This is a genomic window from Kitasatospora sp. NPDC058184, assembly GCF_042883725.1.
Lineage (GTDB): Bacteria > Actinomycetota > Actinomycetes > Streptomycetales > Streptomycetaceae > Kitasatospora.
On the sequence record NZ_JBHVVE010000015.1, the window covers coordinates 145,093 to 159,959 of the forward strand.

At 74.5% G+C, this 14,867-nt stretch carries 10 protein-coding genes; 4 read left to right on the top strand and 6 right to left on the bottom strand.

Features of this window, described 5'->3' with window-relative positions:
- Window positions 1–70 precede the first annotated feature (70 nt).
- Window positions 71–499: a PPOX class F420-dependent oxidoreductase gene (locus ACFVXH_RS26750; RefSeq protein ID WP_049652970.1), complete on the top strand. Its 429-nt coding sequence runs from the start codon at window positions 71–73 to the stop codon at window positions 497–499.
- A 96-nt stretch (window positions 500–595) separates the two neighbouring features.
- On the opposite strand, the gene ACFVXH_RS26755 is transcribed toward ACFVXH_RS26750, so the two are convergent.
- Complete coding sequence (locus tag ACFVXH_RS26755) at window positions 596–1,387, bottom strand: putative protein N(5)-glutamine methyltransferase (RefSeq protein ID WP_117486140.1); 792 nt, start codon at window positions 1,385–1,387, stop codon at window positions 596–598.
- A 357-nt stretch (window positions 1,388–1,744) separates the two neighbouring features.
- Between ACFVXH_RS26755 and ACFVXH_RS26760 the strand changes: the two genes are divergently transcribed.
- Window positions 1,745–5,434, top strand: coding sequence for a hypothetical protein (locus ACFVXH_RS26760; protein WP_387827841.1), 3,690 nt, complete (start codon window positions 1,745–1,747; stop codon window positions 5,432–5,434).
- A gap of 120 nt (window positions 5,435–5,554) precedes the next feature.
- Here ACFVXH_RS26760 and ACFVXH_RS26765 read toward each other — a convergent pair whose 3' ends face one another.
- The 3 genes from ACFVXH_RS26765 to ACFVXH_RS26775 form a co-directional block, all read right to left on the bottom strand.
- Window positions 5,555–6,274, bottom strand: a complete 720-nt coding sequence (locus tag ACFVXH_RS26765; RefSeq protein ID WP_387827844.1) for a ScbR family autoregulator-binding transcription factor — start codon at window positions 6,272–6,274, stop codon at window positions 5,555–5,557.
- Between the two features lie 155 nt (window positions 6,275–6,429).
- Window positions 6,430–7,329, bottom strand: coding sequence for a BTAD domain-containing putative transcriptional regulator (locus ACFVXH_RS26770; RefSeq protein ID WP_387827847.1), 900 nt, complete (start codon window positions 7,327–7,329; stop codon window positions 6,430–6,432).
- Window positions 7,330–7,643: 314 nt separating this feature from the next.
- Window positions 7,644–8,399, bottom strand: a complete 756-nt coding sequence (locus ACFVXH_RS26775) for a ScbR family autoregulator-binding transcription factor (RefSeq protein WP_380782531.1) — start codon at window positions 8,397–8,399, stop codon at window positions 7,644–7,646.
- A 340-nt stretch (window positions 8,400–8,739) separates the two neighbouring features.
- On the opposite strand from ACFVXH_RS26775, the gene ACFVXH_RS26780 reads away from it, so the two are divergent.
- The gene (locus ACFVXH_RS26780; RefSeq protein WP_387827850.1) at window positions 8,740–9,612 is read left to right on the top strand and encodes a glycosyltransferase family 2 protein; all 873 of its coding nucleotides are present in this window, start codon (window positions 8,740–8,742) and stop codon (window positions 9,610–9,612) included.
- Between the two features lie 382 nt (window positions 9,613–9,994).
- Window positions 9,995–10,609, top strand: a complete 615-nt coding sequence (locus tag ACFVXH_RS26785; RefSeq protein WP_387827853.1) for a hypothetical protein — start codon at window positions 9,995–9,997, stop codon at window positions 10,607–10,609.
- A gap of 394 nt (window positions 10,610–11,003) precedes the next feature.
- On the opposite strand, the gene ACFVXH_RS26790 is transcribed toward ACFVXH_RS26785, so the two are convergent.
- Together ACFVXH_RS26790 and ACFVXH_RS26795 are read right to left on the bottom strand one after the other, a co-directional pair.
- Complete coding sequence (locus ACFVXH_RS26790; protein ID WP_387827856.1) at window positions 11,004–13,469, bottom strand: DEAD/DEAH box helicase; 2,466 nt, start codon at window positions 13,467–13,469, stop codon at window positions 11,004–11,006.
- Between the two features lie 60 nt (window positions 13,470–13,529).
- Complete coding sequence (locus ACFVXH_RS26795) at window positions 13,530–14,828, bottom strand: hypothetical protein (RefSeq protein WP_387827859.1); 1,299 nt, start codon at window positions 14,826–14,828, stop codon at window positions 13,530–13,532.
- Between the last annotated feature and the right edge of the window lie 39 nt (window positions 14,829–14,867).

Consider the following 14,867-nt stretch of genomic DNA (forward strand, 5'->3'; position numbering starts at 1 on the left):
CGCGGCCTCCTCGCCCAACACGCGTGGCGGACCTTGCCCTCACACCGGTGTGAAGGCCGATGATGCTCCCATGACCGCCACTCCTTTCGACCCGTACGAGCTGCTCGCGCAGAGCCGCCTCGGCATCCTCGCCACCATCAAGGCGGACGGCCGGCCGCAGCTCTCCCCCGTCATGCCGTTCTACGACCGGGAGGCGAACGCCATCCTGGTCTCCACCCGGGACGGGCTGGCCAAGACCGCCAACCTGCGCCGGGACCCGCGGGTCAGCCTGGAGGTGACCGGGCCGGACGGCCGCTCCTGGACCACCGCCGAGGGCGTGGCCACCCTGACCGGGCCGGGCACCGACCCCGAGGGGCCGGAGGTGGAGGCCCTGGTGGACTACTACCGCCGCGCCGCCGGCGAGCACCCGGACTGGACGGAGTACCGCGAGACGATGGTCGCCGACCGCCGGGTGCTCCTCACCATCCCGGTCGACCACGTGTACGGCACCCGCATCTGACCGGCCCCGCCCGGCCACCGTCACGGGGGAACGGTGGCCGGACCGCAAGCCCCTTCCGGAGCCGAGGAGTTCAGCGCGTCGCGTCGACGCCGCCGGTCAGCGCAGCGTCGCCGTGACCACGGTGGCGTCCAGATCCTCCCGCCGGCTCTCCACCGCCGCCAGCCCGGCCGCCCCGGTCACCGCGAGGGCCGCCGCCACCTGCCGCTCGCTGGTCTCGAACAGCAGCGACCCGCCGGGCGCCAGCCACCGCGGCGCCTCGGCGGCCACCCGCCGCAGCACGTCCAGCCCGTCCGCCCCGCCGTCCAGCGCCGGCCGTGCCTCGTGCAGCCGCGCCTCGGGCGGCAGCAGGCCGAGGTCGCCGGTCGGGACGTACGGGACGTTGGCGATCAGCACGTCCACCCGGCCGCGCAGTTCCACGGGGACGGCGGCGAACAGGTCGCCCTCGAAGACCCGCGCCGCGACGCCGGCCAGGTTGCGGCGGGCGCAGCGGACCGCGCCCGGGTCGATGTCCGCCGCGTACAGCTCGACCGGGTGCGCGGCCGCGGCCGCCACGGCGGCGCCCAGCGCGCCGCTGCCGCAGCACAGGTCGAGCACCACCGCGCCCGGGGCGGTCAGCGCGGTGGCGGCGGCGGCCAGGAACTCGCTGCGGCGGCGCGGGACGAAGACGCCCGGGTCGACGGCGATCCGCAGACCGGCGAACTCGGCCCAGCCGACGACGTGTTCGAGCGGCCGCCCGTCGGCGCGGAGGCGGACCATGGCGGCCAGGTCGGCGGGCGAGGCGGCGGCGGAGAGCAGGATCCGCGCCTCGTCCTCGGCGAACACGCACCCGGCGGCGCGAAGCCGGGAGACCACCGAGGAACGGAGGGAGGCGGAGGAGAAGACCGACAAGAGAAACCCCTTGGGGGAGGACGGGAGAGCTGACGACTCCGTCAGGGCTCCCGCGGGGGCCGACACCGCGTCGGCGCGCCGTTCGCGCTATGCGCGCGAGGCGCCCACGCGGCCGCGCTCCGGGAGCACCCGCTCGGACATTCCGTAAATGGGGCTCACCTCCCTGAGTCGCGGTCATACTCGGCGTCGGCCACCCTACCGCACCGTCAGTCGGGAACGGTCGAACAATGTCCACCGGCCCCGCCGAACCCGCCCTGGCGCGCGCCGTGCCTCACGCTCGTTCATCCGAGCTATTCGATAGCTCCACTGACAGTACACAGCTTGTAGCGGATCGTGACGGCCACCCATAGTGACGCTATGACGAGACAATCCCGCGGAGCGTCACGGCTTCGCGCCCGAACGGCCCGCTTCATCAGCGCCGCGGCCACGCTGGGTTTGCTCGGCGCAGGCCTCGCCGCCCCGCTCGCCCCACTCGCCCAGGCCGTCACGCCCGCGCACCACCCCGCCGCGCCGCTGCCGGAGCGGGTCCGGGCCACCGGCACCCCCCTGCTCCAGGAGGCCTTCACCGGTGCCACCACCGACTCGCGCTTCATCGCCGTCGGCTCCGCCTGCCTCACCGGCGCGGCCCCCGCCCAGCCCGGGCCGGGCGACCACCCGCTCGGCGGCTGCCCCGCCGCCGAGACCGGCCCGGTGCCGCCGCTGGACTCCGCGCCGCTCGGCTACCTGCGGATCACCGACTCCGGCAACGACCAGAGCGGCGCGGTGCTCTTCGACCAGGCCCTGCCCGCCGGCAACGGCCTGGACGTGACCTTCGACCAGTGGCAGTACGGCAGCACCACGCCGAACACCCCGGCCGACGGCATCTCGTTCTTCCTGGTGAACGGCGACGTCTCGCTCACCCACCCCGGCGCGTTCGGCGGCAGCCTCGGCTACGCCCAGAAGCTGCCCGACGACAACCCGAACCTCGGCTTCCTGTCCGGCGTCGACCGCGGCTACCTCGGCGTCGGGCTCGACGTGCTCGGCAACTACTTCGGCGACTGGGAGCAGCGCGGCAACGGCTGCTCCCAGCGCTCCCCCGCCGGTACGTCCTTCCGCGTGCCCGCGCCCGGCGCCAACATGGTCACCGTCCGCGGCCCCGGCGACGGCACCACCGGCTACTGCTTCCTCACCGCGACGACCGGCAACTTCACCACCAACGGCCCGTGGCCCTCCACCCTGCCCGGCAAGCTCCAGGGCCCGCTCACCACGCTGCCGGCCGGGGTGACCCCAGCTGAGGCCCAGACCCTGCTGGAGCCCTCGCGCCGCCGGGTGAACGTGCACCTGACGCCGGCGCCCTCCCCGGTGCTGACGGTCTCCGTCGACTTCAACGACGGCACCGGCTCGCACCAGGTGCTCCAGACCCCCGCACCGGAACCGGTGCCCTCGACCTACAAGTTCGGCTTCGCCGGCTCCACCGGCCTGTTCACCGACGTCCACCTGATCCGCAACGTGGTGATCTACACCGACCAGCCGCTGCCCGAGCTGAACCTGGTCAAGCAGCCGCACGAGCCGCTGCCCGGGCTGCTGACGGTGGGCACCCCGATCCCGTACGACTTCGTGGTCACCAACTCGGGGAACGTGCCGATCACCAACCTGGCCGTCAACGACCCGACGGTCGGGCCGGTCACCTGCCCGGTGAGCACCCTGGCGCCCGGTGAGACGGTGACGTGTACGGCGACGTACCTGGTCACCGCCGCGGACGCCGCCCAGGGCCACGTGACCAACACCGCCCAGGCCACCGGAACCACCGACGTCGGCCCGGTCACGTCGCCGCCCGACACGGTCACCCTGCCGGTGGTGGCGCCGCCGGGCATCACGCTGACCAAGCACGTCGACGCGCCCGAGCCGTTCCACGTCGGCGACACCGTGCCGTACAGCTACGTGGTCACCAACACCGGCGGCAGCCCGGTGACGGCGCTCTCGGTGACGGACGACAAGGCCACCGGGATCACCTGCGACTCCACCGTCCTGGCACCGGCCGGCAGCCCCGGGGACAGCACGGTCTGCCACGGCAGCTACGTCGTGACGGCGGCCGACGCCCAGGACGGGAAGGTCCTCAACCACGCCACGGCCAACGGGACCTCGGACGGCCGGCCGGTCACCGCGGAGGCCCAGGCCACCGTCACGGTGATCGGCCCGTCCTCGATCTCCCTGACGAAGCAGGCCGGCACCCCCGGTCCGGTCCACGCCGGGGACACCGTCACCTACACCTACACGGTGACCAACACCGGCACGACCACGCTGACCGACGTGAGCGTGGCCGACGACCACGTCCAGAACGTGGCCTGCGACCACACCACCCTGCTCGCGGGGCAGGCCGCCACCTGCCACGGCACCTACACGGTGACCGCCGCCGACGAGCAGCTCGGCCACGTCACCAACACGGCCCAGGCGGACAGCACCGGGCCGCTGGGCGAGCTGGTGCAGAGCCCGATCGCCCAGGTGACGCTGCCGGTGGCGGGCGTCCCGAAGCTCGACCTGACGAAGCGGGCCGACAGCGCCGGGCCGTTCCACGTCGGCGACACCGTCGCGTACACCTACACGGTGACCAACTCCGGGACGACGGTGATCGACGACCTGACCGTGGCCGACGACCACGTCTCGTCCGTGAGCTGCGACCGGACCACCCTGGAGCCCGGCCAGACGGCCGCCTGTCACGGGACGTACACCGTGACGGCGGCCGACGGGCAGGCCGGGCACATCACCAACACCGCCCACGCCAACGGCACCGACCCCCAGGGCCAACCCGTGCAGAGCCCACCGGCGCAGGCGACGGTCGACGTCGTCACCCCGGTGTCCGCTTTGGCCGTCGCCAAGCAGGCCGACAGCGCGGGCCCGTTCCACATCGGTGACACCGTGCACTACACCTACACGGTCACCAACACCGGCAACACCACCGTTAACAGCATCACCGTCAGCGACGACCACGTCCCGTCCGTCACCTGCGACCAGACGACCCTCACCTCCGGCCAGAACACCACCTGCCACGGGACGTACACCGTGACGGCGGCCGACGCCCAGGCCGGGCACATCACCAACACCGCCCACGCCAACGGCACCGACCCCCAGGGGCAACCGGTACAGAGCCCGCCCGTCGAGGCCACCGTCGACGTCGTCACCCCGGTGTCCGCGCTCACCATCGCCAAGCAGGCCGACAGCGCGGGCCCGTTCCAGGTCGGTGACACGGTGCACTACACCTACACGGTGACCAATTCCGGGATGACGGTGATCAACAGCATCACCGTCAGCGACGACCACGTGTCGTCGGTGACCTGCGACCAGACGACCCTCACCTCCGGCCAGAGCACCACCTGCCACGGCACCTACACCGTCACGGCGGCCGACGCCCAGGCCGGACACGTCACCAACACCGCCCACGCCGACGGCACCGACCCCCAGGGCCGGCCCGTACAGAGCGCGCCGGTCCAGGCCACGGTGACGGTCGGTACCGCCACCTCCTCGCTGGCCGTCACCAAGCGGTCCGACGCCGCCGGGACGGTGTACCCGGGTGACACCGTCACCTACACGTACACCGTCACCAACACCGGGAGCACCACGCTGACCGGCCTCACCGTCGGCGACGACCGCGTCCGGCAGGTGACCTGCGAGCAGACCACCCTCGACCCGGGGCAGAGCACCACCTGCCACGGCACGTACACGGTGACGGAGGCGGACGCGCAGGCGGGCAGCGTCACCAACACCGCCCAGGCCTCCGCCCACGACCCGCAGGGGCAGACCGTGCAGAGCCCTCCGGTCGAGCTCTGCATCTCCGTCGCGCCCTGCCCGCCGAAGGGGCACGACCACAAGGGCGGCGGGGGCAAGGGCTGCCCGAGCCGTCCGGGCCACCATCCGATTCCGCCGCAGAAGGGCGGCCCCGGCGGCGAGCTGCCCCAGGCCGGGGCGCCGGTCGCCGTCCTCGGCCTGGCCGGGGGCGGGCTGGTGACCCTCGGTGGGGCGCTGTTCTACCGGGCCCGGCGCCGCGCGGCCGCCGGTCGGTTCGTGGCGTAGCAGCCCCGATCACCGCCTGATCCCCGCCGTCCATCGGTCGACTGACCGCCCTCGGTACCTTCGGGCACCGAGGGCGGTTCCGTGTCCGGACCGGGGCTGCCACCCGGGTCGGACCGGGATTCAGGCGGGCTGCGGGGCCGGCGGCCTGGTGCGGTAGCCGCCGCCCCGGCCCGGGGGCACCAGGCAGGGCAGCAGCCAGTCCCAGAGGGCGCCGACCCGGCGGGCGCGCTCCCCGGCGGGGCAGCCGTCGGCGAACACCACCTCCAGACCGCAGGCGGCGGCCACCACCAGGGTCTCCGGGCCGAGGCCGCCCGAGCGGTCGCGCAGCTCGCCCGCGCGGCGGGCGCCGGCCAGCAGGTCGCGGACGACGCCGGCCCAGACGCTGTGGAAGCCGCGGATGTCGGCGAAGGCCTGCTGCCCGGGGTCGGCCGCGGCAGGCCTGGTCGTCGCGGGTACGGGCGCAACCGTGGCGGGCGCAGCCGTGGTCGGCGCAACCTGCCAGCCGCCGTCCTCACGGCCCAGGCGGAAGGCCGCCCGGATCACCGGGTCCGTCCCGAGGGCCTCGACCAGCCAGTAGCCCGCGTCGATCAGCCCCTGGAGCGGGGACGACGCGGCGCGCAGCTCCGCGCAGGCCGACCGCAGCGAGCGTTCGGCCTGCGCGGACACCGCTCTGGCCAGCTCCTCCTTGGAGGCGAAGTGGAAGTACAGCGCCCCCTTCGTCACCCCGGCGGCCGCGGCGATCTCGCCGAGGGTGGCACCGGCGTAGCCGCGGCGGTCGAACAGTGCCGCCCCCGCCTCCACCAGCCGCCCGCGCGTCCGTTCCGACCTCTCCTGGACCACCCGTCCCACAACCCCTCACAACGACAAGCAGGTTCCGACCAGACCGCGGCCGCCCCACGACGGACGTCGCGGCCTCCGACAGCCGTCCGCGGCCGGTGCCGCCGATGCGACACCGACCGGGACGGCCCGGCCCACGACCCGGACAACCGGCCGGTTCAGCCGGCCCGGCTGAACCGGGCCGCCGCCTCCGGCCCGGCGGCCGCACCGACGGCCACGCCGGCGGGCTCGCGCTCCGCCGCACGCTCCGATCCGCGCTCCGGCCCGCGCTCGGACACACGCTCGGGACCGGCGAGCAGGATGGAGCGCTGGAGCCGCCGCAGTCCGACCGAGGGCTCCATGCCCAACTCCCGTACCAGGGTGTTCCGCAGGCGCTGGTAGGCCTCCAACGCCTCGCCCCGGCGGCCGGAGCGGTGCAGCGCGACCATGTACTGACCGTGCAGGCTCTCGTGGGTGCGGTAGCGGTCGACCAGGACGGTGAGTTCGGCGAGCAGCACCCGGTGCCGGCCGAGGCGCAGGTCGGCCTCGATCCGCTGGTCCAGCGCGCAGAGCCGGGTCTCCTCCAACCGCCGCGCCTCGACGGCCAGTTGGCCGCCGACCGGGACGTCCGCGAAGGCCGGCCCGCGCCACAGCGCGAGCGCCTCGCCGAGCAGCCGGGCCGCCCCCGGGTAGTCCTCGCCGTCCATCGCCCGGTAGCCGGTGCCGGCCAGGCGCTCGAACTCCCGGAGGTCCGTCAGTCCGCCGCCGCTGTTGAGCATGTAGCCGCCCGGCGAGGTCACCAGGACGTCCTTGGCGCAGGACACCCCCCGCGCCGTACCGGCCGTCGCGAGCGCCCGGTCGATGAGGTCGCGCAGCTGGAGCACGTACGTCTGCACGGTGGTGCGTGCGCTGCGCGGCGGACGGCCGGACCACAGCTCGTCGGCCAGCACCCCGGCCGACACCACCTGGTCCGCCCGCAGCGCCAGCAGTCCCAGCACCTGCCGCGGCTTCGGCGCCGACGGCACCACCGATATCCCGCACACCCGGACGTCCAGCGCCCCGAGCACCCGAATTTCCACGATGACCACCCCAATCACACGGAACGCCGCAGCCTCCACGGCCACGGCCGGCACCCGGGTCGACACCCTGGGTCAACTGCTACCAGTGAAAAACAGGACGAGCGGTTTGTCAATACAAAACCGAACGTGCTGTTTGTTTTGCGCGGACGTTGCGGCCCGCCACCCTCGGCAGTGCCACCGCCGCACCGCGTGACCGGGCCCGGGCAAACCAAAGGCGGCGCCGGACCCCCGTGGTCCCGTCGCCGCCGATTCGCCCGCCCCCGCCGCCCTCGCCCACCCGGATTCCCGCAGGTGGGTCGGGCGGTGAGCCGCCGTCAGCCCACCCCGACCTCCGTCTGCACCTCGGCGCGCACGGCGCCGCCCGCACCGTCCGGACCGCCGTCCGGACCGCCGTCGATGTCGCCGCCCTCCGGGTCGCCCTCCGCCGCCGCACGGGCCGCCGCGGCCTCGGCCACCACCTGGGCACCGCGGTTCGGCCCCATCTGCAGCGAGCCGAGCACGCCCGGCACCGCGATGCTCGGCATCAGGTGCTGGTACAGCGCGGACACCCGCAGCTCCAGGTCGGCCCGGCCGCAGAGCTTCTGGGACTGGATCTGCACCCCCGTCCACGCAGCGACGAGCAGCCACGCGGTGTCCGCCGGCACGACGTGCGGGAGCAGCTCGCCGCGCTCGCCGGCCGCGACCAGCAGCGCCTCGAACCGGCTGATCCAGCCGGGGATGGCGCCGCCGCCCAGATCGTCGAAGAGGTCCTGCCCGAGCGACAGCCGGGCACCCGCGCTGAGCAGCGGGTCACGCGGCATCAGGTACGCCACCACCATCCCGGTGTCCACGAACTCCTGGAGCTTGCAGCTCCGTTCGGGAACTCCGTCCTGGACGAACTGCTCCTCCACCACGCCCTGCGCCAGATCGCGCTTCGAGGCGAAATGGAAATACACCGCACCGCGCGTCACACCAGCCCGGGAGACCACCTCGCCGATGGTCGCGCCCTCGTACCCGAACTCGTCGAAGACCGAGGCCGCCGCCTCCAGGATCAGCCGACGTGTCCGGAGCGCCCGTTCCTGCCGTACCACCGAAACCACCCCGCCCTGAGCTCCCGGAAAACAAAACCAAACACCCCGTATCTTAGCTTCGCCCCACCCACGACCGACAAGACGATGCCGAGGAATCCCGCCAACCACTCCCCCTCCCCACACCCCGTCAGACCCCACCACCCCGTGGGTGACCGCACGCCTCGGCCGCCCCGGTGGATCGGCCTCTGGCGCACCGCCTCCCGCACCCGAAAAACCGAACGAACGGTTTCTTCCAGGCGTTCGCCTTCGTACCAACATTCGCTCCCATCCGTACGTGACCTCCGAGCCGGGCCGGTCGTTGCACCGGATCTGCGGGATTCCTCGACGGAAGCGGGTGCGGATGGGCCTCAGGCTGGGCGTGGTGGTACTGACGATGGGCGACCGGCCCCGGGAGCTGGGCGCGCTCCTCGACTCGGTGGCAGCCCAGGAGGGCGAGGCCGCCCGGGTCGTGGTGATCGGGCAGGGCGTGCGGCTGGCGCCGCTCCCGGACTGGGTCGACGCGGTGGAACTGCCGGAGAACCTCGGCATCCCCGGCGGCCGCAACCTCGGCGCCCGGCGGCTGCGCGAACTCGGCGGCGTGGACGTGGTGGTGAACCTGGACGACGACGGCCTGCTCCCCCGCACCGACACCTTCCGGCTGGTCCGGGAGGCCTTCGAGCGGGAGCAGCTCCTCGGCGTCGTCGGCTTCCGGGTCGCCGACGGGACGGGGCACACCCAGCGCCGCCACGTCCCGCGCCCGGGCTCCTCCGGCGCCCTGCGCTCCGGCGAGGTGACCACCTTCCTGGGCGGCGGCCACGCGATCCGGATGAGCGCCATCGACCGGGTCGGCGGCTTCCCCTCGCGGTTCTTCTACGCCCACGAGGAGACGGACTTCGCCTGGCGCGTCCTCGACGCCGGCTGGTCGATCCGCTACCGGGCCGACCTCCTGCTCCAACACCCCCGGACCGAGCCCGCCCGGCACGCCGCCTACTACCGGCTGACGGCCCGCAACCGCGTCTGGCCGGCCAAACGCCGACTGCCCGCCGTCCTGGTCCCGCCGTACCTCGCCTCCTGGTCGGTGTACACCCTCTCCCGCCGCCCACCCGCCGCCGGACTGCGCGCCTGGTACTCCGGCTTCCTGGAGGGCGTCCGTACCCCGTGCCCACCCCGCCGCCCGATGCGCTGGGCCACGGTCTGGCGGATGACCCGACTGGGGCGCCCCCCGGTGTTCTGACACCCGGGCGCGGGGGCCACCCCGGCCGCACCTGGGCGCCGGTGAGGACACGTGAGAAGTCGAACCGGCCGACTTCTCGTGCAACACCCTCAGGACACCCGGTCGCCACAGCCTCAGCCGCCGGCTCCTCGGCCGCCGGGCGCCCCCGCCCCGGTGTCCTGTCGCAACTGATCTGGTCCGTGAAGCCGTTGCCCAATCGAGCTTGGTGACCGTGAGTTCGGGTCTGCTGTCTCGGTCGGGTGGTCCTCTGGTCGGCCGGGCGTGGACGTGGGGCCGCCCGCACAACCCAGGTGCGAGGACACCTCGGGGCCGGGCCGCCCGCCTCCGGTGTCACCGGCAGCGAATAGCCTCCGGCGGGAACGAACGGCTGACGGGAGTGGGCGTGGACATCGAGGACACACTGGACCGGCTCGGCGCGGTCATCGGGCCGCCGCCCGCGGGCGGCGTGGTCCCGGTCCCGTGGGAGCTCGGGCCCGAGGTGCTCGGTTTCCAGCTGCCGGCGGACTACCGGGCGTTCGTCGACCGCTACGGGATGGTCAGCATCAGCGACGAGCTGCACATCTACGCACCGTCGGCGGCGCCCAGTCCCAAGGCCTGGCAGCCGTCCGGCTTCGAGGGATTCCTGTTCTACACGACGGAGCCCTACGGATACTGCGCCATGCTGGCCCAGGCCTACGAGGACGGGGACCACGACGAGTGCCCGTACCCGCTGTTCCCCGCCGAGGGAGGGCTGCTGAAATGGGGGAACAACTACAACTCCGACCAGTTCTTCTGGTTGATGCGGGGCCCGGACCCGGACCGCTGGCCGGTCGCCGCCAAGTTCGACTCGATGCGGGAGTGGGACCTCTTCGAGGGCGGCTTCCTGGAGTTCCTGCTGGCGGCGGTGACGGAACAGTACCCGTACCACGGGGACGTCGTACCCGGTGGGACGAAGCAGGTCGGCGACGGCCGCGCCTACCGCCCCGGAGGAGACTGGTCGAAGCACCTACCGCAGTGAATCCGCGGACACGGCCAACGGCCGACTCCGGGCGGCTCCGGTTCGGTGACCTGCCCAGCCGTTGTCGTACGGATCGCGGTGGACACGGGTTCAACTGCGGCAGCCCGGTCGGGTGGTCTTGTCGCGTGCCGCGCATGAGGGCTGCGGCGGGCGGCCGGAGGGCTACTGCCACCGGCCGCTGGCCGATGCTGTGCGCTACCCGGTCACAGGTGGCATCGCCTGGAGGCCGTCGCACTCCGCGACGACCGTCCTGACGGCAAGCACTCTCCACGCTCCCATCATCGGACCGCCGCTCACCGTACGCGGGGCCTCAGCCCGGACCTGACCACACCTGAGAAGTCGGACCGGCCGACTTCTCGTGCCAACACCATCAGAACGCCCCGTGCCCGCATGCTCAGCCGGCGGGGCCGTCGAGGGGCCAGGTGGCGCGGTCGTGGACGTGGTCGTAGGCGGGGACTTCGGCGGCCAGGACGTCGAAGTGGAGCAGCGGGGCCCACAGGGCGCGGTCGCCGATGACGTAGAGGCGGCGTTTGGCACGGCTGGCGGCGACGTTCAGGAGGTGCGGGGTGCCGGCGGCCCAGGCGCGGGCGCCGGGGCGGCCCGCGCCGAGGAGCAGGATCACGACGTCGGCCTCCTTGCCCTGGGCCTTGTGGACGGTGGCGCATCGCTCGTCGAGCAGTTCGGCCGTCCAGCCGGGGAGCGTGCGGCAGGTTTCGCGGGCCTCGGCGACGAGGGCGCGGAAGGGGGCGATGATCCGCAGGCGTTCGACGGTGACGCCGTGGTGGTCGAGGCGGCCCAGGAGGAAGGTGAGGGCGCGGCGGTCGCGTTCGCCCCAGGGGGCGTCGGCGGGGCGGTCGGGGTCGGGGGTGTCGAGCCAGCGGCTGGGGAGGAGGCCGTCGTGGTCGGGGTCGGGGAAGGGCTGGGGGTGGGTGCCGTGGACCATGAGGCCGCCGTACGCGACCTCGTTGCTGACGGTGAACATGGGCTCCTCGCAGCGGCGGTGGACGCGCAGCGGTGAGCCGACCCAGACGGTGTCCTCCTCCGCGCCGGCGGGCGCGGGCAGGTAGGTGCCGTAGCGGTTGACGCGGTCGGCGACGGCCTGGGCGGAGGTCGCCGAGGGCAGCCATTCCTCGTCGACGCCGTAGGCGAGCAGGAGTCGGCGCTGCAGGGCGGTCGGCATGGTGACGACGGGTTCGAGCTGGAGCGGGTCGCCGACGAGGACGGCGCGGCGGGCCCGCCAGAGGGCGCCGACGGCGGCCTGCGGGGTGGCCTGGCCGGCCTCGTCGACGAGGATCCAGCCGATGGAGCCCTGGCCGAGGCGGGCGAACATGCTGCCGATGGAGGAGAAGGTGGTGGAGACGACGGGGACGAGGAGGAAGAGGGTCTGCCAGGCGTGCAGGACCTGCTCCTCGGGGACGGGCCCGCTGTTGCCGGCCATGAGCTCCACCAGGACCTGGAGGTTGCCGCGGATCCGCTTCGCGGTGTTGGCGACGAGGGCGCGGTGCAGGTCGAGGGCGCGCAGGAACAGGTCGCTGCGGGCGGTGCTCCAGGCCTCGTCGGCCCAGGGGGCGCCGAGTTCCTGCTCGTGGTCGGGGAGCCGCGGCCAGTCGAGGGGCAGGGACGGGAGGTCGGCGACGGCCGCGCGCAGGGCCCGGTGGGCGGCGTCGAGTTCGGCGGTGGCGCCTTCCAGCTCGCGCCGGGCGGCCCATGCCTCCTGCCGGGCCCGCTCGGCGTCCGTACGGGCCGTGGATTCGGCGGCGCGGGCGGCGGCCTCCTGGGCGCGGGCGCGGCCGGCGGCCGCCTCGGCCTCGGTGACGGCCGAGGTGGAGCGGCTGTCCTGGTCGGCCGCGGCGTCCTCGGCCTGGGCGCAGCGGGCGATGTGGGCGTGGGCGGCCTCCAACACGGTGCGCTGCTGGACGAGTTGGGCGAGGAGTTCGCCCCGGCTCTGTTCGCGGTGCTGCTCGGCGGCCTCGCGTTCGGCGCCGCTCCGGAGCAGCCGGCGCAGCCCGGCGCGCAGGCCCGGCTGGGCGCCGGGCGGCTCGTCGTGCAGGGCCGTCAGCACGTCGACCTGCCGGCGGTGCCCGTCGGCGTGTTCGCGGGCGGCGGCCAGCGCGGATCGGGCGTCGGCGAGGGCCTCGCGGGCCCGGGGGACGCGCTCGACCGCGGTCCGGTGGGCGGCCTCGGCAGCGTGGGTGGCGGTGCGGGCCGTCTCGACGGCCGTGCCGGCGGCGGCCTGACGGGCCTCGGCGGCCGCCGCGCGGTCGTCGGCGCGGGCGATGGCGGCGCGCAGGGCGTCGAGGCGGTGCTGGGCCTCGCCCGAGGCCGTCTCCGCCAGGGCGGCGGCGAGGCGGACGCGTTCGGCGCGCAGGCGCTCGACCTCGGCCTGGGCGGCCTTGAAGGCGGCGACGGCCTCGGGCCAGGAGGGGACGGGCTGGGCGGGGGCGGCGGGCGTGGCGGGGACGGTGGGTGTGGCGGTGGGTGCGGTCGTGGCCTCGGCTGTACCGGTGCCCGGGGCGGCGCGGCGGTCGCTCGGGGTGCGGGCGGGTCTGGGCACGCTGGGCGGGACCCAGTCGCCGAGGACGGCGTTCATGCCGCGCAGCGGCGGGAGCCCGGCGGCGTCGCGGGCGGCGTTCTCGTCCTCGGGCAGCCGGCCCCACCAGAAGCGCTCGGTGAACCTCGTCCGGTTGGACTTGTTGCCGAGCACGGCGGCGACCAGCCCCCAGGCGGGGGCGCCGCCGAGCAGGGCGGAGGCGAGGTCGGAGAAGTGGTCGGGGCCGTCGTGCCAGTGCTCGTCCAGGGCGTCGGCGCCGGGCAGTTCGGCGGTGATGTTCTCCACGGCGCCGTTGTTCGAGGAGGTCACCACGATCTCGCGGCCGGTGAGCCGCGGGTCGAGGGCGGAGACGAAGCGCGCGTGGACGCCCTAACGGTCCTTGCCCCGCCAGGGGCGGCCGACGAGCGCCTCCTCGGGCCGCCGGTAGCCGGCCATCACGGCGGCGCGTTCGACCACGAGGGCGGCGACGAGGTCGCGCAGCATGGTGGTCTTGCCGGTGCCGGGCGGGCCGTTGACGGAGAACAGGCCGCCGGCGTCGGCGTCCGCGGCGGTGCGGTCGGCGAGCATGCGGTCGACCGCGAACTGCTGGCTCAGCGCGAGCGGGTACCGCGCCTTGGCGGGCCAGCGCCCGGCGGGGACGAGGGCCGGGTGGACGCCGTCGAGGACGGTGAGCCGGTCCTCGCGCAGATCGGTGCGGGCGCCGACCGGGATGTCCCGGCGGCCGGTCAGGTAGGCCTCCAGCGCGGGGCCGAGGCCGTCGTCGAGCGCGGCGCGGACCCGGGCCAGGTCGGGCGGCAGCAGGCTGTTGAGGAACGGCTGCGCGGCGGCGGGCTTGGCCTTCGGGTCGCGCGGGCGGTGGACCAGCCGGCTGCGGACCCGGATCACCCGCGGGTCCAGGTGCTCCTCGACACCGCAGAGGTGGGCGATCTGGGCGGTCAGGGCGACCAGGTCGGCGAGCCCGACCGGGCGCGGGCCAGTATCCTGCGCCACTTCGTCAGCGGGCGGCTCCGGCAGCACGGGCGCGGGCTCCCCCGTCGCGCTCTCCTCGTCCGGACGACGGGCCGCCGACCAGTCCGCGACGCGCCGCACCAGCGGCTCCGTCGCCCCGCGCACCGCCGCCCCGGCGACCTCGCCGAACAGCGCACCGACCGCCGCCACCGCCGCGCCGCCCAGGATCTCCGCGATCAGTTGCCGCCAGCCGCGGACGGCCTCCTCCCCCACCGTCACCGGGTTCGGCAGCGGCGAGGGCCCCGGCGCGTACGGAATCGGCGTGGCGGTCAGCCGCCCCACCGCGACCTCGAACGCCTCCCCCAACTCCTCGAACCCGTCCAGCCACCCGGCCACCGACGGCCCCGGGTCGAACAGCCGACCCGCCGCCCAGCCGCACGCGGAGACCACCGAGGTGTCCTCGACCGGCCGCCCGTGCTCGTCCAGGACCAGCGCGAACATCGCGCTCCGCCCCGACAGCACCAACTCCTCGTCCGGCACCCCCGGATCGGGGTCGGTCCCCTCCGGCAGCACGGCGATCATCGCCTGGCGCAGCAGCTCCAGGTCGTACACCCCGCCGTACACCTCGTGCCGCCACACCATCCCCCGCGGCGCCCGCCGCGCCGCCGTCTCCGGGTGCTCCGGCGCCCACGGCAACAGCACCGCCGCCTGCCCGGCCACCGGCGTCACATCGACGACGACCGCGTCCGACGCCCGAGG

Bases quoted from the DNA above. Each gene is read 5' to 3' on its own strand.
- ACFVXH_RS26780 (WP_387827850.1), top strand. From the start codon at position 8,740: ATGGGCCTCAGGCTGGGCGTGGTGGTACTGACGATGGGCGACCGGCCC.
- ACFVXH_RS26760 (WP_387827841.1), top strand. From the start codon at position 1,745: ATGACGAGACAATCCCGCGGAGCGTCACGGCTTCGCGCCCGAACGGCC.
- ACFVXH_RS26750 (WP_049652970.1), top strand. From the start codon at position 71: ATGACCGCCACTCCTTTCGACCCGTACGAGCTGCTCGCGCAGAGCCGC.